The sequence below is a fragment of the Sutterella wadsworthensis genome (assembly GCF_003315195.1).
Taxonomy (GTDB): Bacteria; Pseudomonadota; Gammaproteobacteria; order Burkholderiales; family Burkholderiaceae_F; genus Sutterella; species Sutterella wadsworthensis.
On the sequence record NZ_QNRV01000019.1, the window covers coordinates 1 to 25,428 of the forward strand.

The 25,428-nt window shown below is 49.2% G+C and carries 27 protein-coding genes and 3 tRNA genes; 19 read left to right on the forward strand and 11 right to left on the reverse strand.

The features are described 5' to 3' along the window. Positions 1 to 44 precede the first annotated feature (44 nt). Positions 45 to 602 (reverse strand): ATP-binding protein, encoded by a 558-nt coding sequence (locus tag DES29_RS08110; RefSeq protein WP_170126120.1) that lies wholly within the window; start codon positions 600 to 602, stop codon positions 45 to 47. Positions 603 to 747: 145 nt separating this feature from the next. After that, positions 748 to 1,716, reverse strand: a complete 969-nt coding sequence (locus DES29_RS08115; protein WP_113854712.1) for a helix-turn-helix domain-containing protein — start codon at positions 1,714 to 1,716, stop codon at positions 748 to 750. 368 nt (positions 1,717 to 2,084) lie between these two features. Between DES29_RS08115 and DES29_RS08125 the strand changes: the two genes are divergently transcribed. From DES29_RS08125 to DES29_RS08140, 4 genes are all read left to right on the forward strand, one after another. Further along, positions 2,085 to 2,783, forward strand: coding sequence for an XRE family transcriptional regulator (locus DES29_RS08125; protein WP_005431839.1), 699 nt, complete (start codon positions 2,085 to 2,087; stop codon positions 2,781 to 2,783). A gap of 94 nt (positions 2,784 to 2,877) precedes the next feature. After that, the gene (locus tag DES29_RS08130) at positions 2,878 to 3,234 is read left to right on the forward strand and encodes a type II toxin-antitoxin system RelE/ParE family toxin (protein WP_005431840.1); all 357 of its coding nucleotides are present in this window, start codon (positions 2,878 to 2,880) and stop codon (positions 3,232 to 3,234) included. Further along, complete coding sequence (locus DES29_RS08135) at positions 3,231 to 3,491, forward strand: hypothetical protein (protein WP_113854713.1); 261 nt, start codon at positions 3,231 to 3,233, stop codon at positions 3,489 to 3,491. The genes DES29_RS08130 and DES29_RS08135 overlap by 4 nt, the downstream gene beginning before the upstream one ends. A gap of 470 nt (positions 3,492 to 3,961) precedes the next feature. Continuing rightward, the gene (locus DES29_RS08140) at positions 3,962 to 4,159 is read left to right on the forward strand and encodes a hypothetical protein (RefSeq protein WP_113854714.1); all 198 of its coding nucleotides are present in this window, start codon (positions 3,962 to 3,964) and stop codon (positions 4,157 to 4,159) included. Here DES29_RS08140 and DES29_RS12490 read toward each other — a convergent pair. The 3 genes from DES29_RS12490 to DES29_RS12495 all read right to left on the reverse strand — a co-directional run bounded on the left by DES29_RS12490 (position 4,152) and on the right by DES29_RS12495 (position 5,886). After that, a complete protein-coding gene (locus DES29_RS12490) occupies positions 4,152 to 4,319 on the reverse strand; it encodes a hypothetical protein (protein ID WP_170126121.1) in 168 nt (55 codons plus the stop codon). The genes DES29_RS08140 and DES29_RS12490 overlap by 8 nt on opposite strands. Positions 4,320 to 4,601: 282 nt before the next feature. Next, a complete protein-coding gene (locus tag DES29_RS08145) occupies positions 4,602 to 4,886 on the reverse strand; it encodes a WYL domain-containing protein (RefSeq protein WP_113854715.1) in 285 nt (94 codons plus the stop codon). A gap of 832 nt (positions 4,887 to 5,718) precedes the next feature. Beyond that, the gene (locus tag DES29_RS12495) at positions 5,719 to 5,886 is read right to left on the reverse strand and encodes a hypothetical protein (protein WP_170126122.1); all 168 of its coding nucleotides are present in this window, start codon (positions 5,884 to 5,886) and stop codon (positions 5,719 to 5,721) included. A 203-nt stretch (positions 5,887 to 6,089) separates the two neighbouring features. Between DES29_RS12495 and DES29_RS08155 the strand changes: the two genes are divergently transcribed. From DES29_RS08155 to DES29_RS08195, 9 genes are all read left to right on the forward strand, one after another. Continuing rightward, positions 6,090 to 6,521, forward strand: coding sequence for a DUF2513 domain-containing protein (locus DES29_RS08155; protein WP_113854717.1), 432 nt, complete (start codon positions 6,090 to 6,092; stop codon positions 6,519 to 6,521). 306 nt (positions 6,522 to 6,827) lie between these two features. Further along, positions 6,828 to 7,703 (forward strand): Rha family transcriptional regulator, encoded by an 876-nt coding sequence (locus DES29_RS08160; protein WP_236578854.1) that lies wholly within the window; start codon positions 6,828 to 6,830, stop codon positions 7,701 to 7,703. Between the two features lie 89 nt (positions 7,704 to 7,792). Next, entirely contained in the window at positions 7,793 to 7,957 is a 165-nt protein-coding gene (locus DES29_RS12500; protein ID WP_170126123.1) for a hypothetical protein, read from the forward strand. 11 nt (positions 7,958 to 7,968) lie between these two features. Beyond that, entirely contained in the window at positions 7,969 to 8,262 is a 294-nt protein-coding gene (locus DES29_RS08165; protein ID WP_113854719.1) for a hypothetical protein, read from the forward strand. 151 nt (positions 8,263 to 8,413) lie between these two features. Continuing rightward, positions 8,414 to 8,656, forward strand: coding sequence for a hypothetical protein (locus DES29_RS08170; protein WP_113854720.1), 243 nt, complete (start codon positions 8,414 to 8,416; stop codon positions 8,654 to 8,656). An 18-nt stretch (positions 8,657 to 8,674) separates the two neighbouring features. After that, entirely contained in the window at positions 8,675 to 9,607 is a 933-nt protein-coding gene (locus tag DES29_RS08175; protein WP_113854721.1) for a YqaJ viral recombinase family nuclease, read from the forward strand. A 5-nt stretch (positions 9,608 to 9,612) separates the two neighbouring features. Continuing rightward, positions 9,613 to 10,725, forward strand: coding sequence for a hypothetical protein (locus DES29_RS08180; protein ID WP_113854722.1), 1,113 nt, complete (start codon positions 9,613 to 9,615; stop codon positions 10,723 to 10,725). A gap of 903 nt (positions 10,726 to 11,628) precedes the next feature. Then, positions 11,629 to 12,507 carry an LAPAL motif-containing putative phage structural protein gene (locus DES29_RS08190; protein ID WP_147145895.1) on the forward strand — a complete coding sequence of 293 codons (879 nt, stop codon included), beginning with the start codon at positions 11,629 to 11,631 and terminating at the stop codon, positions 12,505 to 12,507. Positions 12,508 to 12,890: 383 nt separating this feature from the next. Then, positions 12,891 to 13,742 (forward strand): Rha family transcriptional regulator, encoded by an 852-nt coding sequence (locus tag DES29_RS08195; RefSeq protein ID WP_113854724.1) that lies wholly within the window; start codon positions 12,891 to 12,893, stop codon positions 13,740 to 13,742. Positions 13,743 to 13,834: 92 nt separating this feature from the next. On the opposite strand, the gene DES29_RS08200 is transcribed toward DES29_RS08195, so the two are convergent. Beyond that, on the reverse strand, positions 13,835 to 15,523 hold the full coding sequence (locus tag DES29_RS08200; protein ID WP_113854725.1) for an AlwI family type II restriction endonuclease: 1,689 nt from the start codon (positions 15,521 to 15,523) through the stop codon (positions 13,835 to 13,837). Between the two features lie 15 nt (positions 15,524 to 15,538). Continuing rightward, entirely contained in the window at positions 15,539 to 16,387 is an 849-nt protein-coding gene (locus DES29_RS08205; protein ID WP_113854726.1) for a DNA adenine methylase, read from the reverse strand. 436 nt (positions 16,388 to 16,823) lie between these two features. Here DES29_RS08205 and DES29_RS08210 point away from each other — a divergent pair, with 436 nt between their 5' ends. Together DES29_RS08210 and DES29_RS08215 are read left to right on the forward strand one after the other, a co-directional pair. Continuing rightward, the gene (locus DES29_RS08210; RefSeq protein ID WP_113854727.1) at positions 16,824 to 17,621 is read left to right on the forward strand and encodes a phage antirepressor KilAC domain-containing protein; all 798 of its coding nucleotides are present in this window, start codon (positions 16,824 to 16,826) and stop codon (positions 17,619 to 17,621) included. Between the two features lie 45 nt (positions 17,622 to 17,666). Then, complete coding sequence (locus DES29_RS08215) at positions 17,667 to 17,891, forward strand: helix-turn-helix transcriptional regulator (protein ID WP_113854728.1); 225 nt, start codon at positions 17,667 to 17,669, stop codon at positions 17,889 to 17,891. Positions 17,892 to 17,931: 40 nt separating this feature from the next. Here the strand turns inward: DES29_RS08215 and DES29_RS08220 are convergent, their stop codons facing one another. Together DES29_RS08220 and DES29_RS08225 are read right to left on the reverse strand one after the other, a co-directional pair. Beyond that, a complete protein-coding gene (locus DES29_RS08220; protein WP_113854729.1) occupies positions 17,932 to 19,251 on the reverse strand; it encodes a tyrosine-type recombinase/integrase in 1,320 nt (439 codons plus the stop codon). A 175-nt stretch (positions 19,252 to 19,426) separates the two neighbouring features. Beyond that, positions 19,427 to 19,502, reverse strand: a tRNA-Ala gene (locus tag DES29_RS08225). A 173-nt stretch (positions 19,503 to 19,675) separates the two neighbouring features. On the opposite strand from DES29_RS08225, the gene DES29_RS08230 reads away from it, so the two are divergent. The 3 genes from DES29_RS08230 to DES29_RS08240 all read left to right on the forward strand — a co-directional run bounded on the left by DES29_RS08230 (position 19,676) and on the right by DES29_RS08240 (position 23,575). Continuing rightward, positions 19,676 to 20,104 carry a DNA polymerase III subunit chi gene (locus tag DES29_RS08230; RefSeq protein ID WP_236578855.1) on the forward strand — a complete coding sequence of 143 codons (429 nt, stop codon included), beginning with the start codon at positions 19,676 to 19,678 and terminating at the stop codon, positions 20,102 to 20,104. A 33-nt stretch (positions 20,105 to 20,137) separates the two neighbouring features. Then, positions 20,138 to 20,548 (forward strand): hypothetical protein, encoded by a 411-nt coding sequence (locus tag DES29_RS08235; RefSeq protein WP_021995384.1) that lies wholly within the window; start codon positions 20,138 to 20,140, stop codon positions 20,546 to 20,548. Between the two features lie 186 nt (positions 20,549 to 20,734). Continuing rightward, positions 20,735 to 23,575: a valine--tRNA ligase gene (locus tag DES29_RS08240; RefSeq protein ID WP_021995385.1), complete on the forward strand. Its 2,841-nt coding sequence runs from the start codon at positions 20,735 to 20,737 to the stop codon at positions 23,573 to 23,575. A gap of 96 nt (positions 23,576 to 23,671) precedes the next feature. On the opposite strand, the gene DES29_RS08245 is transcribed toward DES29_RS08240, so the two are convergent. Both DES29_RS08245 and DES29_RS08250 read right to left on the reverse strand, forming a co-directional pair. Next, positions 23,672 to 23,748 (reverse strand) — tRNA-Arg (locus DES29_RS08245). A gap of 15 nt (positions 23,749 to 23,763) precedes the next feature. Continuing rightward, positions 23,764 to 23,840, reverse strand: a tRNA-Pro gene (locus DES29_RS08250). Between the two features lie 128 nt (positions 23,841 to 23,968). Here DES29_RS08250 and argH point away from each other — a divergent pair. Then, positions 23,969 to 25,396: an argininosuccinate lyase gene (gene argH, locus DES29_RS08255; protein WP_021995386.1), complete on the forward strand. Its 1,428-nt coding sequence runs from the start codon at positions 23,969 to 23,971 to the stop codon at positions 25,394 to 25,396. The last annotated feature ends 32 nt before the right edge of the window (positions 25,397 to 25,428 follow it).

The window sequence follows — 25,428 nt, forward strand, 5'->3', positions numbered from 1 at the left end:
AACCGGACACGGGCCATAGACCTTTAGAGCAGAAAAGAGATCTGTCATTTGGTCCTCCATCGGTAGTCTTCCCAGTCGAACGCAAAGCACTGCCCGCCATCAGATAGACGACTGATGGCGGCATCTCCAAGAACGGTTCGAAGTGAAGCATCCTGAATATCCTTGCCGACGAGAGGCAGATTTGAGATTGCAATGGTCGGTCGGCACTGCTTGTAGCGACCGTCGATGATTTCGAAAAGTCGGTCAGCTCCGTGGGAAGAAATGGGACTGCGACCTATCTCATCGATCACAAGCACATCCAGATCAATGTATGCACGGATGAGTTTTGCAGCTTCGCCTTTCACACGTCCGGCATCATCTTTGCCGTAAGTCTCGTAAATCTCAGAGAGCAACAGGCTACAGTCGACGATCTTTGCGACGAAGCCTTTGCGGAGTGCGCCCATGACAATTGCTGTGCCTAGATGTGTTTTGCCAGTGCCAGTCTTACCGACAAAAATGAGCGACTTTCCGCGTTTAACACTTGTCTCAATGTCTTCCCCCCAGGCTAGAACTGCGCTCTTGACCTCTTCCATCTTGGCGTTGAAGGTCTGCCAGGAAGTCACAGTTATGCCTTGGAAGCGCGGAGAAATTTCAAGTGAAAAGTGCTGCGCGAGAAATCTTTGCCGAGAGCACTCTGGACAAGACGAAAAATGAAACGTGCAGGAGTCGTCGACCCAATACGAACGATACCTACCATGCCGCGAGCACTCATCCCACCGCACCTCGAACCGTGAGTCCGTAGTTGTAATCGATTTCTGCTGTGTTTCTTGCGCCGAAGCCCGCATAGCCTTGATGCGGCCGACCATTTGTGAAAGTGCTTGCATTTTTTCTGTACCAATCAGCCTTAAAGCCTTGATATCCGTTAGCGACTGAGAAAGAAACAGCTTCTTCAAAAGAGATGCCGGCCTTTTGAGCTTCTGCTCGGAATGTGTTGATGGTTGTGGTGTTGAGGGGAGCTCGCTTTGCTTTCCGGAGCGCTAGCCAGTCCTGCCAAAGTTGCTCGGGAAGATCGTTAGGTCTCTCAACTGCTACAACCGAAGTGCGAGCCTTTCGTTGCTTCTGTTTTTTCTCAGGAGGACTTTCAGGAGCTACTTCGATTTCGGATGCAACTCGTATTGCTTCGTCAAAGAGGCCATCATCGAACGGAGGTTCTTCGCATGTGTGTGCGCTACTACTGGTTCTCTTCTGTTTAACTTCTGTTTCTTTCTGTTTATCGACCCCACGGTGGGGGCTACCCCTTTCCACGGTGGGGGCTACCCCTTGTCCACGGTGGGGGCTACCCCTTTCCACGGTGGGGGTTACCTCCGCTATGGGGGTTACCTCCGCCGTGGGGTCAACCCCATAGCGATGGGTAGCGTCTGTTTTGGGAGCTACCCCCGCCAGACCAGGAAAGCTATATTCGTTGTGCCACCCGCCTTCAATACCCTTAGCGGTTTGCTTCCTGTGCGGCACGCGCTCTGAGTTAATGAAACCCAGTTCACGTAAGCGCGCGAGTGCTCGATCCACGCGTTTTACAGTGCATGGGTCATCTTCAGATGAGAAGTACTCAGCAATCGTTTCGCGTGAAGGAAAGCACTTTCCGTCGGCTTCGTTCATGCAGTCAGCCAAATAGGCAAGGACAGCCTGAGCGAAACCGCCGGCACGGAGATTCTTTTTCACGTAATTGAGGGCAAGCATGCTCACGTCCAGTCCCTTTATTTGACTTCAGCTATGAGCGCCTGTGCTTGTTCTAGAAGTTTCTGATTCTTCAACCTCTCTCGCAGGAACTGCAGGCGTGCATGGGGAATGCCGTATCGGCGCCACTGACTAACCGCTGCGGACGAAACTTCGCAAATGCGACTGACAGCACCCGTGCCTCCCATCTGGTCGATATACAGACACGACTGCTCAGGTGAAGCCCTCTTAATTTCTCTTAAAGTGTTCATGCTTAAAAATGGCAATTTTGCTAAGTCATTTTAAGCAATATACTAAGCTATCTTAATTGTTGCGTCAAATTAATCCGGAGGCATAAAGATGTAAGCTCACTTAACAGGAGTAAGCAATAAATGGCACCAGTAGACAGCACACTTTCAGCTCGTCTTGCATCGCTTTTCGATAAAAGCACAGGCAAGACTCAAGCAGCCCTTGCCCGCTACTGCGGGGTATCCACATCTGCCGTTAATCAATGGACGAAATCCGGCAAGATCTTTGACAGCAATCTGCGTAAAGTCGCAGAGTTTTTTGGCGTCTCTCAACGTTGGCTTCAAACCGGTGAGGGAGAGAAGACTGCACAAGTTCTGTCATACGGCGTTGGCGATAAAATTCCTGACGGATTCGTCGCAATTCCCGAATACAGACTTGAATTTTCAGCGGGTTCCGGCAGTGAGCCCACCTGGGAATTGATACACGACAGTGAAGATTGCTGGTACCGGGAGTCGTTCTTCCAGAAGAGGCATCTGCTACCGAGTCAATGCAAAAGAGCGAAAGTCTGCGGAAATTCGATGGAACCGGAGCTTCAAAATGGAGACACCATCCTCTTTGAAAGCTTCACCGAGACTCGGCCCGGTTGCGTTCATATCTCTGACGGTGGAATTTATGTACTCACCATTGACGGGGAGTACCGCATCAAGTACCTTTCCAAGATTAAAAACGGATTACTCGTCTCATCTGAGAACTCCGCTTACCGCCCTGAAGAATATGTGGGTGATGAGTGCGACCGACTTAAGATTCTAGGCCGCGTACTGGAGGTTAATCGAAGTCTTTGAGAGTTATACAGCCCGCGTTCGGCGGGCTGTATAGAGCTTTTCAGATTGACAGTCGACAAAATCCACCTGACAATTAGATCAATAATAAAGATCAATGCCTAAACCCATCCTAACTCCAAAGACGTTGAGCGCTCTGTCACAGGGCAATTTCTACAAAATCATTACGACAGAGGAGTATTCCACTTGGAAGGCCGGGCTACGCGACGCTGTAGCACTACGCGCAATTCGCGCCAGGGAAACCCGCATCGCAGCAGGTCTTTGGGGAGATGTAAAGCGCATAGGTAAGATTTCAGAACTTCGTGTGGATGTCGGGCCTGGTTATAGAATCTACTTCACAATTCGCGGTACGGAAGTCATCCTCCTTCTACTCGGCGGGAACAAGCGAACCCAGCAAGCAGATATCGCTAAAGCTCAGAGTATGGCAGACATGGATATTGAGGAAGAGCAATGACAAACACCATAAAAGTCAAACCGTATAATCCTGTCAACGAACTGCATTCAGACGATGAAATCATTGATTTTCTAGTCGATTGCTATAAGGAAGACTCGGAAGGGCTTACTCTCGCTCGCGGGATGGCCTTCGCGATGGACTCCATTGGAGAACCCAAGACCGCCTTACTCATGATCTACGTGGGAATGCGGCTTGGCCGAGAGACAGCCGCACAAGACAAACGCATCAACTTCTCACGTTCTGCTCCCGCTATTTGACCTTTCGCGTTTCAGTGCTATAGCTCCATAGCATTAATTACTGATCCTGCCCGATTTTTCCTTAACAAGCCCCGACGCTCCGCGCTGGGGCTTTTTCGTTGTCTTATGAATTAAGTTAACTTAACAGTTGATTGATGAAAATCAAGTGTTGCGTACTAAGCTAGGATGTATTTAACTTGCCTTTTTCGCTAAGCATGCTTAATATTTGAATTAAGCAATCGGCAAGCTCGATTGCCTTTCCTCCGCATAGCGGGGCACGCGACGGCGACTAACCGGAGCGGCAGACGGAAGGCCGTAAGAAGACGCGGAGCCAGTACCTCCGCGCCGAGCGCACAAAAGCGCAAAGGCTTAAGGATGCAGTGTCGACCGAGCGGTCTGAAGATCTACGGATCCTCACCCGCCCGGCCGAAAAGGCCAACCGTTGCGCCTTCCCACGAGGGCGCAACCATGGGTCTTTTCAGGAGAACAAAATGAACGAATCTCAATTAGAACGCGAAATTCGGTTTGGCAAACAAGCCCGTAACGTCTATCGCCTTGCAGAGCACATCACCCAGATTATCGAAGACGTTCGGGACGGAGAGGCGATACCGGAAGATGTCACAAAACTGGACGACCTCATGAACCGCCTGGCCCATGAGGTAGACCTGGTCAAAGTCGAGATTACTTGATGTTTTTCAAGCTCGAGTCGATGCGGGTGAGATATTTCGCCAGGTTCTGACGATCAAGTTCGTGTTGTTCCGCAATGGTTCTCGTCAACTCTCGAATGGCTACTTCAACGTCTGAAAGCCGCTGATCAACAGTTTTCTCTTCTTTTTTCACTTCAGTCATTGGTCACCTCCCGGTATAGGTTATTGAAAACGTCGTCGGTTCCGACTTTCCAATGATCGCACCGAGAGGTGACCGCCGTCTAATCGATTGAACAGGCCTTTTAAGGTGGTGATATGACAAAAACTGCACGCAGCACACTCACAAATGCACTCTCTCTCGTGCAGCATGAACTGAGCAACAGCAAAATCGAGCTCGCACGGAAGGAGCTCATGGAATGCAGAGATACGATTGAATATGCGATCTGGAGCTTAGACAACGCTCACGCTCACGAAGCCGGAGACGTCAATAAAGCGGTTTTTCGAATTTGGCCAGAGTTTTTTCTTGTGGCAGGTGCGGGGGAACGACGTAAGTTCCTTCGACAATTCGGACATTGGCAATTAAATGAATCTCAAAATACTTTGGGACCCCAAGACAGCCAGAATTACTCCCTCCATCGCTCTGATAACCCATCAGCTTGTTGAGCCCGAGGATATATGGGGAAACGATTCGAATATGCCCCTTGTAATCAAAGGAAACAACCTTTCTCAACAAAAGAGCACTCTTTAGAGTCTCATACACCTCATTCATTTTCTCTCCTTGGGTAGTTGACAAAGCGTCGAAACGTGACGAGCCTCGACGACTCAATCATCTCACCCGAGGAGGGAAAAGGCCAATTACTGCGTCTGTCTTCCCTGGCGCAGTAGTGAGTCTTTTAAGAGGACTATTTAATGATTCAACACGACAGTGACTGCGCGATACACAACGAACCTGCCGATAAGGCAGGTTCTTGCAACTGTGGGTTCAACGCTAGACGTGAAGGCCGATGGCTGACATTCCTTTATCAGCGGGGTTGTACCCATCTCGCACACCTGAGAACGTCGTTGGGGTCATGGTTATTCCAACAATTTTGTCGAGCGAGAACAAATGCCATCCAGGCACTCTGCCTGATTGGCTTCCGCCTCCTGTTTGGAAACCACGCAATGCAGGACGCCCTGCCGTGGTGGTACCAATCAAGAAAGGCTCGACAATTCGAGGAAGACCATCGTAATGGAAAGTAACGACACGTCTTGACCTGATTGCATCTTCAAGAACTGAAACCATCTTTTCTCTCCTTGGGTTGAGTTCATCAATTGTCGAAAGGAGTCCGACAACTAGATGATCTCACCCGAGGAGGGAAAAGGCCAACTACTGCACCTGCCTCACGGGTTCAGTAGTGGGTCTTTTCAACAAACAACGGAGAACGGGATGGAATTTGATCGAAAGCTTATGGATGAATGGATTCAAATTTGGAGTGACATCAACGCAATTGATGAAGTCGTCGCCCTGGCCGCGAAGCAACGCGCGCTCCCCAAAGACATTGAAGAAGCGCGACGCTGCTTGGACAGATTCAACCGATCAGCTCATAACCTGATCGATCGCATTAGTGGATCCGTCCTGCCGCAGTGCGAACCGCAAAGTTCTTCGTGCGGTAATTGATTTCCTGAGAAACCTCGGATTTAGTCGGTCGATCCTCAAGTTTTTTCTCAAGCTCTTCGACCTTTTTCTCGAGCGCCGCAAGGCGTTCTTCAAGAGTTTTCTCTTCAGCCATTTTTCCTCCTCTGAGGTAGTTGAACAAAGTCGTACCTGGCAGTTCAGCTTACCTCGGAGGACCCAAATTGTCGCCTCGCCTAACCAGCGGGGCTTTTTTTGACACGCGCCTCCAGATCGAGTACTCTTCCCGTGTCAGCGCGAAAGCGGCGCTGATCGGGCCGCAATAGCGGCTTTTTTCGTATTTGCCTCTAGGGGAATGAAATGAAGCGAGATCTTAAGACCCTCGTGACGCTGCTTGAAAGAATCGAAGACGATAACCTTGAGCAATTCATTGATCACCCCCTTGGAGAAGACGTTGACGAGCGCAAACTTGAGAAGCTCATCTCCAACAAGCGGCAAATCTTACTTGGTCACCTCCTTCTGCTTAAGGAGGCTGGGTACACGGGACACTTGACTGTTAAGGTCAACGAAGGTGAGGACGGTCTGGAGCTTTGTTGTTCGATCCCCCGCCTAACCATGAAGGGACACGACTTGCTTGCAATGCTTCGTTCAAAAACTCTTTATCAGCGAATGAAAGAGATTCTTGACGGCACCGGTCTGCCCCTTACATCGGATACGCTGGACTTGATTCAACATGAGGCCTCTGACGAGTTGATTCGAGAGTGGGCATCTAAGAAAAAACTTCAATCTTGATCACATTGACGAAAGCGCCTGGTTCGGGTAACATCCTGCGCAATGCTTCACATGAAGCAGGACGGGATTGGCGTCCCGAAATCAAACGGCGGTCAGCCGCCTCAAGTCGTTGATGCGGCTTTTCTATTGGCTGATCGCAAGGGGTTACTGATTTGGTAACCCCTTTGCAAGTCTCCTTTTATGGGCGGGCTTGCGGGCTCCTTCGGGAGGCCGTTTCCGTTTGAGCGGTACGCCAACCTGCAAGCCTGCCCGCCTTCGATTGGCGTCGATGAGGGCAGATCAAAATCTGTTCAAACGGAGACTTCAATGTCGAATCTGATCCCTGCCACGGCCTTCAAAGTTGTCGAAGGACGTCCCGTTACCTCAAGCCCAATCGTCGCCGAGTTTTTCGGTAAACGCCACTCTGATGTGGTTCGTGCGATTGACGACTTGATAGCAAAAAAACAAGAATTTCAAGTATTACGCAATTTTGCGCGATACTCCGAAACGGTAAATCTCAACGACCAAGGCGCCACCCGTCAGGTACCCGCGTATTGGATGGATCGCAAGGGATTCACTATTCTCGCGATGGGCTTCACTGGCGATAAGGCACTTGAGTTCAAGTGCGCGTTCTACGATCAATTCGAACGCATGGAAGAAGCCTTGCGCAATCCGCCGAAGCCAGAGTACATCTCCGTCGAACACCGATGGGCGATTCAAAAAGCCGTCGGCAGAAAAGCGCGCGGGCAGTCGGTCAACTATCAGACTGTCTATCGCGCCCTGAAAGATCACTTCAAGGTTGAGAAGTACACGCACATTCTTGAGGCCGACTTTGATGCAGCAATCGCCTTCATTGAGTCGTTGCCGCCGATGCAGTTGCCACCGTTGAACGCACCCGCACCGAAACAGTTGTCTGCCGCACCTCAGAAAGAACCAAGAAAGTTCCTCGTCGATGAAAGGTACATGGAGCGTCAACGTACATTCATCTACTACGTGCGATACCTCTTCCGCGAAGAACTCGATCTTTTCATCGACTTCATGCACCGCGTGGATTCACCGCGCGCCGGACAGTTCTGGGAAGCAGTTCACGGCATGCATCTGTCAACTGCTGAGCGCGATTTAGCAAAGCTCGGCTTCGACGTGAAGGATCTTGACTGCTACAAGTCCTGGGCTTCACACCAGCCCAAGCGTTTAACCGCTTAACCCCGAGTTCACTCTAAAAATTTCACTGGTCGCCCTCGTCTTTCTGCGAGGGCACTAGGCGAACTCGTACCTACAAAAAGGAATTCGCCATGAAGCACCTCAAGAGCTTCTTCGGCCACAACGAACGTACTGGGTTCAGCGATACCGCAATCATCTTCTGCGCCTTTCTGACTGGCGCCGGTATCAGTGCTCTCGGTATCTCACTCTGCCTGCTCATGCAGTGGGCAGTTCTTAATGGTTACGTACTTTTTTAGGAGTTCAGCCAATGAACGTTAAAAGCATCTCAGCGGCGCTGAACCGTTTAATCGGAGGCGTTGCTCTTACTTTCGTCAAAGACAACCAAAGCCTCGAATTGGCAACCAAAGCAGCTGTCAGCCGTCACGGGCGTGAGGCCATCGTTATGTACCAGTGGTACAGCGCATGTGTACAAGAACCATCGCTCGATGATTTTGAAGTTTGGCTAGCAAGACAAGTCGAAAAGCATCCGAACTTCAAAAAAGAAGTCGAATCCTGGCGCCAGTATTTTCAGCGTCATCCTGAAGAGCAGGAGGCGGCATGAGCGTTCCCACTCACCCTCACCGGCACGCATCACAAAAAAGTAAAGCGACACGCCGTAAAGAGCACGAACGCAAAGCCCGAAATCGCACTGCTACGAACACCGCAAAAACGGTCATCGACTACATCTTTGCTTTCATCAAGAGATTAAAGCTATGACATGGAATTACCCAGACGGCTTCGATCCTAGCTGCTTAGATCCGAAGCTGGATCTTGAAGCCGATTCAGATGAATTAGCGAAGCAAATTCTAGAGAACGAAGGGCAAACAGCCGTCTGCACGCTATTTGATGCTGTCGAATACCTCTACGACTTCTTCAACAACTCGCCGATACCACCAGCCTTCTTGGAAGAATTTGCCCAGAAGACCAACCAAAAAATCAACAACCTTCGGTCTTAACTAGCAGACGACAAAACTATGACTGAATCGATTTCTCAAATTGCCTGGTTAAAAGAACGTCAAAAAGGCATCGGCGGGTCCGATGTCGCTGCGATTCTTGGCATGTCTCCTTGGCGCACTCCTTACCAAGTTTGGGAAGAGAAAACGACGCCAATAGACGAAACCGCAGAAGAAGATGATGATCGCCCTGCGCTTTACTGGGGACGTGTTCTGGAAGCACCTATTCGTCAGGCATATGCAGACAAAACGGGGCGCACGGTTACGAAGCCCGCAGAGGCATTTGTGAGCTCGAAATACCCTTTCATGCGCGCAAATCTTGACGGAATCGCTGATGACGGCCGGGTGGTTGAGTTCAAGACTTCGTCTAAGTCTGATGGTTGGGGTGAGCCTGGAACAGATGAAATCCCCGACTACTACATGACGCAGGTTCAGCACTACCTTGCTGTTACGGGCGTCAAGACTGCTGACGTCGCAGTGCTGATCGGCGGAAACGACTTCAGGATCTATACGATCGAAGCCGATGAAGAACTTCAAGCTTTGTTGATCGAGCGTGAAAGCGAATTCTGGGCATTGGTTGAGTCCAGGACTCCGCCCGACTTGACTTCAACAAAAGATGCAGCTCGACGTTACCGCGTTGCGACGGCAAAAAAAGCTGTTGAAGCAACTGCTGGGGATGTCGTTGACGCGTGGACCAAATTGTGCGCGATTAAAGAACAGAAGGGTCTGCTTGATGCGAAAGAAAAGACGTATCAACTGCGAATCATGGAGTTCATGCAGGATGCGGTTTCGCTGAAAAGGGACGGCAAAACGATTGCCTCATGGTCTGCTCCCAGCACACGCAAAACCATCAATTCCAAGAAACTCAAAGAAGAGTTTCTTGACGTCTACAAAGCCTGCACGACGGAATCTGCGCCGTCTCGGGCGTTCCGAATTTACCCTGCAAAGGATTAAAAATCATGACCACTCAAATTGTTGAGCCGATCCCGGTAAAAACCGTCGTGAATCCCTTCACTGCAACTGGCGCTGAGGTATCGACACCTACTGCCAACAATCCCTTGGCTGCTACAGATCAAGCACGAGCGATTGCCGAGGTGCAAGCGGCGCTTGTGGTGGCACGCATGAACCCACGCAACCCCATCGTTGCTATGGATCGCATTCTCAATACATGCAGTCGTCCTTCGTTAGCCAATTCAGCAACTTACGCTTATAGCCGTGGCGGCAATATTATCAGCGGCCCCTCAATCAGACTCGCTGAAGCCCTTGCGCAAGCCTGGGGAAATATTCAATACGGCATCCGCGAGTTGTCGCAAAAGGATGGCGTTTCCACGGTAGCCGCTTTCGCGTGGGACGTAGAAACCAACACGCGACGCGAAGTGGTTTTTCAGGTTGCGTTGAAGCGTGATACGCGAAAAGGCAGCTATCAGCTCACTGACAATCGAGACATCTACGAGCTGGTTGCGAATCAAGGCGCACGTCGACTTCGCTCATGCATCCTGTCTGTTATTCCAGGCGATGTAACCGAAGCGGCGCTAAGTCAGTGCGAAGCTACTCAAAGAGCAAACGTTGACATGACGGCTGAGGGCATCAAAGGTCTTGTAGAGACTTTTGCTAAGTTTGGCGTATCCAAAAAGCAGCTTGAAGATCGTATTCAACGCCGCATAGACTCGATCCTTCCGGCGCAAGTAGTCAACTTGCGCAACATCTACAGAAGTCTGCGAGATGGTGTGAGCACGCCCGAAGATTGGTTTGCTCCGGAAACTTCTGCAAATGCATCTGCAAAAAAAGGCGCGGCCGGACTTAAAGACAAGCTCAAGAAGAAAGCCGCGGTCCCCGCACCGCCTCCGACTGTTGAAACCACTGCCACCTCTTCCGAGGCGGTTGCAGCAACGCAGATCGCAGCTGACGATCAGCCTGATGCAGGATCTGATGAACCGGAGAGCGTGAATCCATCCGCCGATCTTTTCGGCGCTGCACCGGCCACTGGAATGCCGCCGGCTCCTCCTGCTGAAGAGGATCCGTGGCTCACAGAAATGAAGGCCGCCGAGGCCGCTCAAGCAGCAGGCGACTGAGCGCTTCAAATTTTCCGCCCCGCGTCTTGAGGCGAACGTAATGACTTCCCGGACGTGGGGCAGGAGCTATGCCTACCAACACTAGTAATATTGGATTTGTCACGTTGATGAGTCGCCCTTTTAAATTACAAGTGTTCCCGCAACTGATCTTGTACCTGGCAGGCTGAAGCCCTCCTCATCAATGGGGAGGCCTCTACGGAGAGGAGATTGCAATCCGCCGTAGTGACATTTTGGCCCCGTTGGTGAAAACCTTCGGAGCCTTGGGCAGAGATCATAACGCTACGAGCTATAGCACTGAAACTGCTTTTGACGTGCTAGGAAAGGTTTGACCCTACCTCGGAGCCCTCAAAGTTGATGAAGGCTGCCTTGTTGTCGAACCCTTATAGGGAGAACTGGAACCATAGTTGTAGTCTGGGTTTTTCGTTCCTAATCTTCCCGTGTGAGGATTGATATTCCCTCGGGTTGACCAGTTGTCATTGCGTGTTGAGTTGGGGCTTGAACGGTAATGCGGAGCAACATACGTGCCATCAGAACGGGTATAGCCACGAACATAAACGTCGGCTGCAAAAGCAGAAGAGAATGCGGCGATTGATAGAAGTGCCGCAAGGAGAAGTTTACGCATTTGATCTTTCCTGTAAAAGAAGAATACGCTAGTGTGACACATTGTGTCGCTACAGCGCTATAGCCCGTAGCGTTACGATCTCTGCTTTACTGGCCTCGAGCTTCGGCAGCGGGGTCTTTTTGGCATGTGTTTGCATTCGGGTATGCTCCACTTCGGCGCTCCAAACCCCCACCTTCCAAGGAGCATCGTTGTCTTTTGTGCAAAAATTTACCATCTTCAAATGGCATTGAATATTTCCTTTCTACTTCTCAATGACAAATTCTGAATCTCTGCACGACGACATGAAGAGCTCAACCCCGATGTTGTTGGTTTACGATGGACCGGCATTGGAAAATCACAAAATTCCAGTTAAGGTTCTGGCTCAGTCTCTGACTGCTCTAAATCGAATCGCAGATGTAGCGAACGAAACAATTTTCGCTGACAAATCGAGAGTCTCGCTTTCTGTGACCACGTTCAAGAAAGGAAGCTTTGGAGTTGAACTCGTCCTGGATTCATCCATATTCGAGGCTGTTACCGATATCTTAAGTGGTAAGCCCGCAAGTGCCGTGGCCAACGGCATTGCCATTGTCTCTTGCTTGCTGGAAATCTTTGCCTTGAAGAAGTGGCTGAAGGGAAGAGCGATCACAAAAATCGACACGATCCCAGACAGAGAACAGAAAACAATTTACGTTGGCAAAGACTCTATTGTCGTGAACAATACGGCATTTGTTGTTTTCCAAAATTCTTCTGTCAAGCGAGATTGCGCAGAATTTGTCAGCCCTCTCAACATTGAAGGGATTTCCTCCTTACAGCTGTCTGATACCAAAAAAGTCTTTGAACTGACCGAGGAAGATGTCGCCGACTTTGTCAAAGAACCGGACGAGCAGTTGCTGACCGAGAATCATGTGACCGTTTTCGTGCAGGTCGATTCGCCAAACTTCAAGCAGGATCGAAAATGGCGAGTTACCTACAACGGTCAATCGATCATGGTTACCGTGTTGGACGAAGAGTTTCTTGCCCGTGTTGAGAGACATGAGGAAACGTTCGGCGCTGGGGATATCCTCAACTGTGAACTCACAATTAAGCAAACACTCAAAGACGGAATGCTCTCTTCTTCGTATGAACTTACCAAAGTCAAAGAGCACAAAGCTCCGCCTTATCAAAACACGCTGGAGCTATAGAGACGTCCCAGCTAAGAACGCCGCCATCGGCTGACTTCTTTCTCATGGCCTCGGAGAGATCCGAGGCCTTTTTGACACGCGCCTCCAGATCGAGTACTCTTCCCTTGCACCGTGAAAGCGACGGTGCCGGGCGTGGAAACCCGACTGATCTATCGGCGCAAGTAAGCCGCCCAATTTGATGCGGCTTTTTTTTGTTTGCCAGCACCCCAAAAATGGGGAGCTAGGGAATTTCAATAACTTGCGTAAAAGTCTCTTTATGGGAGAGGCTCGCGGGCACCTTCGGGTGGCCGACTCCGGTAGATCGGTATTTCCACCCCGCGAGACCTCACCCGCCACCGTGGAAAGCGGCGGTGAGGTTTTTAAACCTCTACCGGAGACAAGCTATGCAAGCTGTTGCTACTCACTCAGCCGCTCCTGCGGTCACTATTTACAACGGCATTCCAACCGTTCTTTCAACTAACATTGCCGATGTTTTTGGCAAACGTCACGATCATGTCCTTCGTGATATCGAGTCCATCTTGAAGACCACGCCAGAAGAACGGCTTAACAACTTCATTAAGATCAACATTGAAAAGCCGGCGAACCTTGGTAATGGCGTCGTCAAGTATCGTGCATACGCCTTGACGAAGGAAGGATTCACGTTCCTTGCCATGGGCTTCACGGGCACGAAGGCTGCGCAATTCAAGTGGGCATACATTGACGAATTCAAGCGGATGGAAGAAGCGCTGCGAGCCCCGACAGACCAGTCAGCGCTGATCACGACTACAGAGCAGTACGAGATCCGCAAGGCCATCAAATCGCGCGCTAAGAACAGCTCCGTTCACTACCAGACGGTCTACAACGCTCTTTACGATTACTTCAAGATCGCGAGCTACAAAGACCTGCGCCACGATCAGATGAAAGCTGCACTCACGCTCATCGAAACCTGCACACTTAAACCGCAGCTTCCGGCGCCGACGCTTGCGGAAGGCTCAGTCATCTTGTCCGCTCAAGAGGCCGAAGCCCTGCTCACATTCATCTATTACGTGAGATTTCTCTTTGCTGACGTCTTTGGAAAGCTTGACGGCCTTTTGCGCATAGTTGATTCGCCTTTGGCCGGAAGCTTTTGGGACGCTTTCCATGAAGTTTCTTGGGGTCGCATCCTAGAAATTCTTGCCAAGCACGGGCACGACATCAACGATATGCCCTGCTATCAGCACTGGTCTTCCTGCCAACCCAAGCGCAAAGCCGCGTAATCACCTAATTTTCTTAACAGGCCTCGGAGAGATCCGGGGCCTTTTTCTATTGGAGCATTCTTAATGAATGAACTCATCACAAATTTTATGCCTTATACAACTAACCATTCATCAACACATTTTTGAATGCGCTCTTTCCAGTCATTCTCATCTGATGCAATATCTCCTTGCTCTATTACAGAATCAAGAAATTTTCTCACATCAACAGGTTTAGGCTGCGTTGTATAATTATAAGAATTTTCAACCAAACGCATGAATTGATCTAGATCTAGTGGAATAATTTTTGTTTTTCCACCATACAAAGCAATTGGAATATGATTCAGCCCGTAAAAATGTGCAAGGGTTGCAGAGTTTATCGTAGGCGCAATAAATAGACAATATGTTTCTTTACCACACCCTTTTTTCAAATATCCCAAATGACGCGCTACGGGTTCGCCCTCTGATTCATATTGTTTTTGCCCAGATTGCATGGTTACTTCAACAGATAACGCATAATCCCTGTAATCACATTCAATATCAGGCATATTACCTGCCGCCGTTGACAATGGTTGACCTATGTCATCAAAGTTAAAATTACCTTTAATTTCACCGCCATCAAGCATAGTCATAGCACGCCATGTGTTGTATTCCAACATCAACGGAGCATCATAATATCCATCAGAAATTATCTCATTAAATGTATCAATAATTTCCGAATACAAGGCATAAGACTTGATTTTTATGACTTGTTCATTAATAACAGTCTTCTTGCGTTCAGCCACAATAGAATCGCGCAAATCTTTTAACTCATCTAATGTCATCCCTGATAACTGCCGTTGCGTATATTCGCTTATACGCATTAGATGGTCTGCCACATTATTGCGATTATCAATATATAAAACAGGCTTAGAAGCGTTAAACAAATATTCTTTATATTTTTCTATATCATCAATATAGACTGGCTTTCTTTCCACACTTTTAAGTATAAAATCTACATCCTTTAGCTTATCCGGATAAAATGAAATCGAATGATTTTTATAAGACACAGAAACAAGACTTGTATAACGCAAATACCGAAAGCAAGCATCTGTATAATCCCGCGCATTATTCTTTTTGGTAGAAATAAATTTTTTTAAGCTTCCATCTACAGTTTCCCGTGTCTTTGTTTTGCCTGCATCAATATCAGAGGCATACGTCTTCAACAATATCTCAGTCCATTTTTCATCAACAAATTTTTTATACCGCCCTTTATATGCTTCTTTTTCTACTCTAAATTTAAGAATAGCATTTTTTATGACTTCGTATTCTCTGTAGTCAGTCAACATTAAAGCAAATATTTTGAGTTCATCAAATGATAAGCTTTCCAAATCACGCACAAGGCGCATAATTTCCAAATATGGCTTAATAAAGAAAGTACCGCCAATTGCATCTGCTTCAACATGATATGGTGAAGGAAGCTGAAATTTCAATAACTGCCGTAAAAAAACCTCTTGCGGTCGTTTACTATATACAAATGCATTTCCCGCTTCGGTTAATTCGATATATGGTTTTAAATCAACAAATCCTAACGCTTTAGGGGACCGAGTTATCCTGTCCCTCGCACTAAAGTCCTTATTTTTTAATGAACCTTTTCCTTCAAAAAATGAGGATTTAGTTAACAGTTCTGTAAACTCAATTTGTGACTGCTTATTCCATTCTCTACCACTAAAAGTTTCAGCCAAGAGCTGAATTTCAGGTATCATTTTAGAGGGTGTTCGGGGTGATGTTGTAAAAAACAGGGCCTTCTTTTTCAAATATGCCATATATACATCTCCCTTTTAATAGTTCTTTACGACAACGTGCATTTTATCGTTTTTGAAACGATTGCGTATATTCACTGCATAATTCTTGTAATATTCATCAAAAATATAACCACTATAGAGTTCTTCAGTTAATGGGGTCTTTCCAATAACCATTAACGCTCTGCACGATAAATTCCGAAAGTCTTCTGCTAATCGTCTATGTTCAGTTTCATCGAAACCGTTCATCATATCAATGTTGCCATAATCGTTAAAAATACAATCATACGGCGGGTCAAGAAAAATAAAATCGTCCTCACCAGCCATGTCAAAGATTTTTCGATAATCCATATTGAATAATTCTGCACGCTGCAACAACTCACTATGCTGAGCAGTCACAAGGTGCGTATTAAGATTAGGATACCTACCGAATGGAACATTGTATTCGCCGCTATTGTTGTATCTTATCATACCAGAATAGGCTGTTTTGTTAATAAAAAAATACAAAACACCATCCAAAAATGAATCATCTGGGTGATTAAATAACTCGCGAATTTTATAATACAAGTCCTCGTTTGCATTCGGAACTCGTTCATCTGGTGACAAAGCTTTTAGTCGTTTATATTCTGCTTGATTGACTTCATATTGTCGCTGAAGTTCATCAAGTTGTATGCGCATAGCAGGGTAATCGTCCCTCAATTGCTGATAAAACATCATTAAACGCCCATTTAAGTCATTTATTATTGCATTATCAGGCTCAAGATAAAAAAATACTGCGCCACCACCAAAAAAAGGTTCTATATAACGATTAAAATTATCAGGTATATATTGAAGAAAGCGGAGTATCTCCCTAGATTTTCCTCCACGATATTTCAAAACCGGATTCATTATTGCACCCCATTTCTATTCTTTGCCTTTTGGCATACTGTAATTATGCCATATTATTTGAATAAATTCAATTCCTTTTCATCAATTTTATCTATTTTTATGATGCCATTTACAAAAGTAAGTTCCACTCAACCAACCTGAAATATGGGAATTAAGGAATATCTACGCAAAATAGGATATATTATCCAAAGTCTCTAACAAGAGCATTTACCGAATTGATCTTGTAACGCCATTGCACAGAGTTAAATTTAACTCGATAACAGCCTATTTTGCCCATTTTTGAACACATTTTCGTTCCCAAGGCACCATTAGCCCATCACTCTGTTGCTTCAACACAGGCTTCACACCAGCTCAAGCACCTAACCGCGTAATCATCCACTTTTCTTAACAGGCCTCGACGCTCACGCGTCGGGGCTTTTCTTTTGGAGCATTCTCAATGAATGAACTGATCAAACTTTCGTCAGCCCGCATCAACGACGAAACGGTGCAGACCTGCAGTGCTAGAGACCTTCACCGGTTTCTCGGAATCGGCAAGGACTTTTCGACATGGGTAAAAGCTCAGATTGAACGCGCTGCATTTGCTGAAAATGTGGACTATGTAAAAATTTCAGGAAAATCACTATCCCCCAAAAGGGGGAATTCAGGGAAAACACCTACTGAGTACTTTTTTACGATCTCGGCATCAAAAGAAATTTCGATGATGAGCAATACACCGAGGGGCAAGGAGGCACGTCTTTACTTCATCGAATGCGAACGAGTTGCAAAGGAAGCAACTGCAAAACTCCGTGCACAACCTGCCGCATTTGCATTGCCAGACTTCACAAATCCTGCTTGCGCAGCCCGCGCATGGGCGGAGCAATATGAGCAACGCTTGGCTCTTGAAGCTCAGGTCAAGAGTGATACGCCTAAAGTTGAATTTGCCGAGGCTGTCACCGCGTCAGACGCAGAGCATACGATCACCGAAGCCGCCAAAGTGCTCAGCATCCGCCCCAGAAAATTCTTCGACTGGCTCCGTATGGGAGGATTTATTTACAAACAAGGCACACAAGCTATGCAAATTTCAATCAATAAGGGCTTGATGGTGACTCGCTTCCATACGTTCAAGCACACCGATGGGGAACTCGACAAAAAAGCACATGCACGAATAACAGGCAAGGGACTGTATTTCTTCTATCAACGCCTACGCCATGAAGGCTTGATCGACCGTAACCCCAATCTGGAACTGACTGCGTAATTCATTTTGAATCAGCAACATCGATCCACTTTAAGGTAGTCAACCATGACACAAACAGAACACCAACAACTGAAGGATTATGAATTTCTGCGCCCCGCCGAAGCCGCCTTGTACATGCGAATCGGCCGCACAACATTGTGGCGTTGGGCAAAAGAGAGGAAGTCTTTTCCTAAACCGATAAAGATGGGGTCAACAGTTACGGTCTTTCGCCGATCGGAGCTAGACGCCTATCTGAAATCGCTTGAAGGAGAGAGATTGGCTGCAAGTTGATGCATAGAGGAGTCGAAGGACTCCTCTTTTTTTATGTCCGTCAATCTATTTTCTGAAAGCAAAACCGTCCCCAGGCAGCCATGACAGCTCGACGCTCTGCTTCAAGAGTAGCCCGATTGTATGCCCCACCGTAGTCGTCTTTTAGCTTGTGCGCCATACACAGCTCTACCGCCTCTTCATCAAGTAGCCGACGATTTTCACCGCTTTTCGACCATGTTTTAAAGCTCGCACGAGCAGTTCCATGTTGAGTTGCTGTGATCGGCCGACCTGCCTTTTCAGATAAAACGGGATCAACCCATCCCTTGCCACCATTATTCACACTGCGTTGATGTAGTCTGCTGAACACCTGCCCCATTGCCGCATCAGAAAGAGCTTTTTTCAATCGGGGCGAAGGGAAAATCAACTCGGAGTCACGAGGCAACGCCGTCAATATTGACAATGCTTCGTCAGAAAGATACACAGTGTGATCACCTCTCCCCTTAGTTTTGAAATTTGAATTTGGAATCCGGAGCGTACGGGCTTCAAAATCGACATCTGTCCACTTTGCCAGACGGACCATCTTTGATCGAAGTACGGTCAGAATAGAAAACGCAGTCATGCGATAGCTCACGTCTGAAAAAGTCATGAGCTCAGCCATAAAATCAGGCACCTCGTGAAAATCTAGTGCGGGCAAGTTCTGGTGCCGTTTTCGGTTTGCCTTAAAAGGCTCAAGAAGTACCCCGAGTACACCTGTTAGATCAGCCGGATTCTCTTGAGAACAATATCCCTTCGCCTTAGCCCACTGGAATAATTTGAAAACTGCAGACTTACAGTTTTCCCCAGTATCAGTCGTCGTCTGCCATAACGGTTTAAGTAGGCCAAATACGTCCTTCGGCAATAACGCCGAAATTGGAATGTCTCCAATGACTGGATTGATATGGTTCGCAAAGTATGCCCGCATTACGGACTCTCCCCGAACATTATTGATCCAGTAGTCACCTTCAGCTCGCTCGCGAATCCACTCTTCAGCACAAGCCGCAACGGTATGGCAAAGACGATCACGTTCTTGTCGCTCTGCCTCCTGTTGGAGTTTTTGTTGTTCAATCTGCTTGCGACGCCCCTCTACAGGGTCAATCCCGTTCCGAAGCATTTCTGCAAATGCAGCCGCACTTTCTCGAGCTTGTTTGAGCGAAATCGCATTTACCGCACCAAGGCTAATCATCGTCCGCTTCTTATTCATTTGAAAGCGATAAACGAAGTAACGCGCACCCTCTGGCTTGACCAGAAGCATTAGCCCAGCAACACCCCCTAAAGTCGTCAGCCCAATCTTGGAGATGGCGGCAACCTCTTTGGAGGTCAGTGGTTTGATGATCTTTGGCATAGGGAACCCCGGCGGTTGGTTATACCATCCGTTATACCATCCGGCGGCGAATGTTCCAAAATTGAATGAAACACCTAGAAACCGCGCGACACGCCCTATATGTGCCGAAGTCCTTGTTCAATAAGCAAAAATGGAAAGGGTCGGAACGTCTTGAAACGTCCCGACCCTTATCATGTGGTGGAGAGGAGGAGGATCGAACTCCCGACCTCTGCATTGCGAACGCAGCGCTCTCCCAGCTGAGCTACCCCCCCGCCAGAGGAGAGAAATTATGCCTCTCACCCAAATACTTGGCAAGAGAGTCCACCCAATCATCCCGCATATGCGGGATAGCACAACTCAGATCGGTTCTTTGAGCATTTAGCAAAGAATAGTTCCGTCTTCCCCCATCACAGATTCGGCAGTTGCATGCGCCATAATGTTGCACATGCAGAAGATTGATTTTCACTTCAATGTCCCCAATCGCCTACGGTATGCGTGTCTTGTTGCGCGTACTGTCTATAAGCGTGGACTCACACTCGCAATGTGGTCGTCGGAGACGAAAAAACTCACAGAGCTCGACGAGCTGCTGTGGCGGTTTGACGATCTCGCATTTCTTCCGCATGTTTTCGCTGATGATCGTCACGCGGCTGAAACGCCCATTCTTCTTTCAACCCAACTGCCTCAGCTCACCGGCGACGTACTTGTGCTGCTTGACGACGCACTGCCCACTGATTGGCAGAAAGAATTTAGTCGTTTTTCACGCATCATTGATGTTGTGAGCACTGAACCCACCGAACTCAAACTTTCGCGCGATCGTTGGCGTGCCTATAAAGCGGCGGGGGTGGAACTCGCTGCCTATGACCGCCGCAAATAATCCGCTGCCGCCCCATTTTGAAGGACATCATTCATGAACCGTCAGGAACCTGTTATCGATTCACGGTTTCTTAAATGCCGCACGCTGAAGGATCGCGTGGATCTTCCTTGGGAAACTGTCGAAAACTTAACGAAACAGACGCAGACACCAATCCCAACGCAGGTGCATGTTCAGTCGCAGCCCGTTGCTGAAATTGAACCTCAACCCTTCGAGCCTCAGCCTTTGATTTTGACTGAAGCGGAAAAGAAAGCGCTTATTGCCCGTCTTGCACCAGCAGTAGAAGCCGCACTTCGGGAAAACTTGAAGAATACGGTTGAGATGGCAGCCGAAAATGCAGTAACCCGGATCAAAGCAGATCTCGAACGTTCCGTAGCATCAACCATTCAGCAGGCCGTCGCCGCAGAAGTCCAAAAACTCGACCTCTCCGACATCATCAAGCGCTGAATCATTTTCAAATGCAGAAGCCCGTTGACTCAAGGCAGCAGTTGTTCGTGAGAAAATGGCGAAATGCTTTGAATTTACGCAGAGGACGGTCATCTGACCTGCCTCTGCTTTTGATTTTTCCTTGCGCGCTCTTGGTATGACCCCCAGCGATCGCGCGAAACCCTCTTTGTTAGTCGACAACTCACCATGACGGATAAAGAAACGCAGGAACTCGCCAAGAGTTTTGAACCCAATGAAATTGAAGCGCGCTGGTACCCTGCCTGGGAAAAGAGCGGCTGCTTCAAGGCCGGCCTTGATCCGAAAAAGCCTGCTTTTTCCATTCAGCTCCCCCCGCCCAACATTACTGGCATCCTGCACATGGGCCATGCCTTTAATCAGACCGTAATGGATACGCTTACCCGCTATCACCGCATGGCGGGCTACAACACAATGTGGCTGCCGGGCACAGATCATGCCGGCATTGCCACTCAGATCGTTGTAGAACGCAAGCTTGAAAAGGAAGGCATCTCCCGTCGAGACATGAAGCGTGAAGACTTCATTGCGAAAATTTGGGAATGGCAGAAGTTCTCCGGCGGCACGATTCTGGAACAGATGCGCCGTATGGGTGACAGCGTGGATTGGGACCGCCTCTATTTCACGATGAACCCAAAGCTCTCGAAAGTTGTCATTGAAACTTTCGTGAAGCTTTACGAAGAAGGTCTCATCTACCGCGGCAAGCGTCTGGTCAATTGGGATCCGAAACTCCAGAGCGCGGTTTCTGACCTTGAAGTTGAAAGCGAAGAAGCTGACGGTCATCTTTGGGAAATTCGCTACCCCGGCGCTGATGGCTCTGAAGGCGTCATCGTTGCAACGACCCGTCCGGAGACGCTTTTTGGTGACCAAGCCGTTGCGGTTCACCCCGAAGACGAACGCTACAAGTCGCTTGTCGGCAAGATGCTGAAACTCCCGCTCACTGATCGTGAAATTCCTGTCATTGCGGACGAATACGTTGATCGTGAGTTTGGATCGGGCTGCGTGAAGATCACGCCGGCCCATGACTTCAACGACTTTGAAGTCGGCCGCCGCCACAATCTCGCCATGCTCAATGTTCTGACGAAGACTGCCCGTATGAACGAGAATGTACCGGCGAAGTATCAGGGCATGGATCGCTACGAATGCCGCAAGGCCGCAGTTGAGGATCTCAAGGCCGCTGGTCTGCTTGTCGCCGTGAAACCCATCAAACACATGGTGCCTCGTGTTTCTCGTACCGGTGAAATCGTCGAACCGATGCTCTCCGAGCAGTGGTACATGGCAATGAGTAAGCCCGCTCCTGAGGGCTCCCTCTATCCGGGCAAGTCAATCGCTGAAGTGGGACTTGATGCGGTTGAATCCGGCGAAGTAAATATCTTCCCGGCTGAATGGCGCGGCGTCTACCGTCAGTGGCTCGAAAATATTCAGGACTGGTGTCTCTCTCGTCAGCTCTGGTGGGGTCATCAGATCCCTGCCTGGTATGACGAAGCTGGCCGAGTCTATGTTGCGCGTACAGAAGAAGAAGCGCAGAAGCAGGCAGGCGAAGGTGTAAAGCTGACGCGCGACGAAGATGTGCTCGACACGTGGTTCTCGTCCGCCCTTGTCCCCTTCTCGACTCTTGGCTGGCCCCATCCCGAAGGCGACGAAAAAACCGCCTACGACCTCTATCTGCCGAGCACTGTGCTCGTAACCGGCTATGACATTCTCTTCTTCTGGGTAGCCCGCATGGTGATGATGACGCGTCACTTCACGGGGCGGGTTCCTTTCAAGAATGTCTATATTCACGGTCTCGTGCGCGACGCAGAAGGGAAGAAGATGTCTAAGAGCGAAGGCAACACGCTTGATCCGCTCGACATCATCCAAGGCATTGACCTTGAGCACCTCATTGAGAAAAATACCCGCGGTCTGCGCCAGCCCGAAAAAGCTCCGATCGTTGAAGCCAAGCTCCGCAAGAACTATCCGAACGGGATTGCTGCCCATGGCGCTGACGCCCTTCGCTTCACTATGGCGGCGTATGCAACGCTCGGCCGCAACGTCAACTTCGATCTGAAACGGGCTGAGGGCTACCGAAATTTCTGCACTAAGCTTTGGAACGCCACGCGCTTTGTACTGATGAACGTTGAAGGAAAGGACTGCGGTGTCGGCGCTACGGCGAACGCACCCATGCAGTTCTCCTTTGTGGACAAGTGGATCATCAGCGAATTCGAACGCACGGTGAAGGAGGTGACGACAGCCTACGAGGACTACCGCCTCGACAATGCTGCCAATGCCATGTATTCCTTCGTCTGGAATCAGTACTGCGACTGGTATGTGGAACTTTCCAAAGTTCAGCTGCGCGGTTCTGAAGCCGAACAGCGTGCTACGCGTCATACCCTTGTCACGGTGCTCGAAGCTGTTCTGCGCCTCGCCCATCCGATCATTCCGTTTATCACGGAAGAGCTTTGGCAGAAGGTTTCTGTCACCGCTGGCGTGCGTAAGGCTGATGAAGATGCCTTCCTCATGCTCCAGACCTATCCGACATTTGATGCGGCGAAAGTGGATGCCGACGCCGTGGCGCGCATGACGACCATTCAGGCGCAGATCGACTCCATCCGCAATCTGCGAAGCGAAATGAAGCTTCCGCCGTCGCAGAAGATGCCGCTCCTTATTTCTGGGCCAGAAGCAGAATGCGCAGCGGCGGCACCTTATCTGCAGCAGCTTGCACGCCTAGAATCCGTTACACATGTCGAGGATCTTCAGCAGGCCGCTCAGGGCTCCGTAGCGCCCGTGGCCATCGTTGGCGACTTCAAACTGATGCTCAAGGTTGAAATTGACGTCAAAGCTGAACGAGAACGCCTTTCCAAGGAAGCTGCTCGTCTTGCCGGAGAAGTCAAGAAATGCCAAAGCAAGCTGGGCAATGAACGCTTCGTCTCCAAGGCTCCTGCTTCTGTCGTGGATACAGAAAAGAAGCGCCTTGCGGAATTCACGGCGCTCCTTGCTAAGGTTGAGGAGCAACTCAGCAAACTGCCTCAGGCATAAACTGCTTGCATCCGGAGAGATTCGGTTTAGCGAATCTCTCCAATCGCAGATAACACAAGAGCCGCGAAGTTGACTTTCGCGGCTCTTTCTTTTATTTGGCCTGCCCGGCAGGAATCGAACCCGCGACCCTCTGCTTAGAAGGCAGATGCTCTATCCAACTGAGCTACGGGCAGGTCTACGTTGAATTCTGGTCGGGGCGGCGAGATTCGAACTCGCGACATCTTGCTCCCAAAGCAAGCGCGCTACCGGGCTGCGCTACGCCCCGAAGAATGCGGATTATAGGGGATCCTTGATTCTTTTGCTTCCGCCCCCCCCTGTTAAAGGCCGATTTAGGCCAACACCCCTTAAAATTATCTTTTTATCTCCATCCTCATACTAAGAAGAGGCAAGTCCATGAGCCAAGCTCAAGACAATTCCAACGATCCCCTGCATGCCAAGAAAAAGGCCTGGTCCGGCCGCTTCAGCGAACCCGTCGACGCCTTTGTACTCCGTTATACGGCAAGCATTGATTTCGACAAACGCATGGCGCTCGTTGATATCGACGGCTCCGTTGCACACGCCACGATGCTCGCCAAAGTTGGCGTCATCTCAGCGCAGGATCTGGCAGACATTAAGCGAGGCATGGCTCAGATTCGTGAAGAAATTCAAACAGGCAAGTTTGAATGGCAGCTTGAACTTGAAGACGTGCATCTCAATATTGAAGCTCGACTCACTGCATTGATTGGTGACGCCGGCAAGCGTCTTCACACCGGCCGCTCCCGCAACGATCAGGTTGCAACCGATATCCGCCTCTACCTGCGCGGTGAAATCGACGAAATTATTCGTCGTGTCGAGCATCTTCAGGAGGTGCTTGTCGCCCAGGCTGAAAAGAACTACAACGTCATCATGCCTGGCTTCACGCATATGCAGGTTGCTCAGCCGGTTACGTTCGGCCACCATATGCTTGCCTATGTCGAAATGCTCGAACGCGATCATGCCCGTCTGATTGACCTGCGCCATCGCGTCAATTCGTCACCTCTTGGCGCAGCTGCCCTTGCGGGTACGACTTACCCAATTGATCGTGAATACACAGCGAAGCTCCTTGGTTTTGAAACGGTTGCTCAGAATTCATTGGACGCCGTTTCAGACCGTGACTTTGCCATCGAGTTCTGCGCAGCAGCCTCTCTCATCATGGCGCACATTTCCCGCCTCTCTGAAGAGCTCGTCATTTGGATGAGCCAGCGCTTCGGCTTTATCAAGTTGCCGGACCGCTTTACGACGGGCTCCTCCATCATGCCGCAGAAGAAGAATCCGGATGTTCCGGAAACAGCTCGCGGCAAATCCGGTCGTGTTTATGGCGATTTGATGTCGATGCTCACCCTCATGAAGGGAACTCCGCTCGCCTATAACAAAGATTTCCAGGAAGATAAAGAACCGGTCTTTGATGCGATTGATACCATCAAGGATACGCTTCGCGCCTTCTGCGACATGATGGCTGGTGTGGAACCCCAGCCTGAAGCCATGCATCAGGCTGCGCAGATGGGCTTCCCCACCGCAACTGACCTTGCTGATTATCTTGTCCGTCACGGCGTTCCTTTCCGTACGGCCCACGACATCGTCGGTCAGACGGTTCGAGCTGCTGCTGAACGCAAATGTGGGCTTGAAGAACTCCCTCTTGAAGTTCTGCAGAGCTTCTGCGACAAGATCGAAGCAGATGTCTATCCGGTGCTCAGTCTTGAAGGCTCCGTCAAAGCCCGCAATCATGTGGGCGGCACGGCACCGAATCAAGTGCTTGCTCAGGTGAAGCGCTGGGAAGAGATTTTTAACCTCCGAAAAAACTAATATCTCGCGTAAAAAGTCGTTATGGACTCACG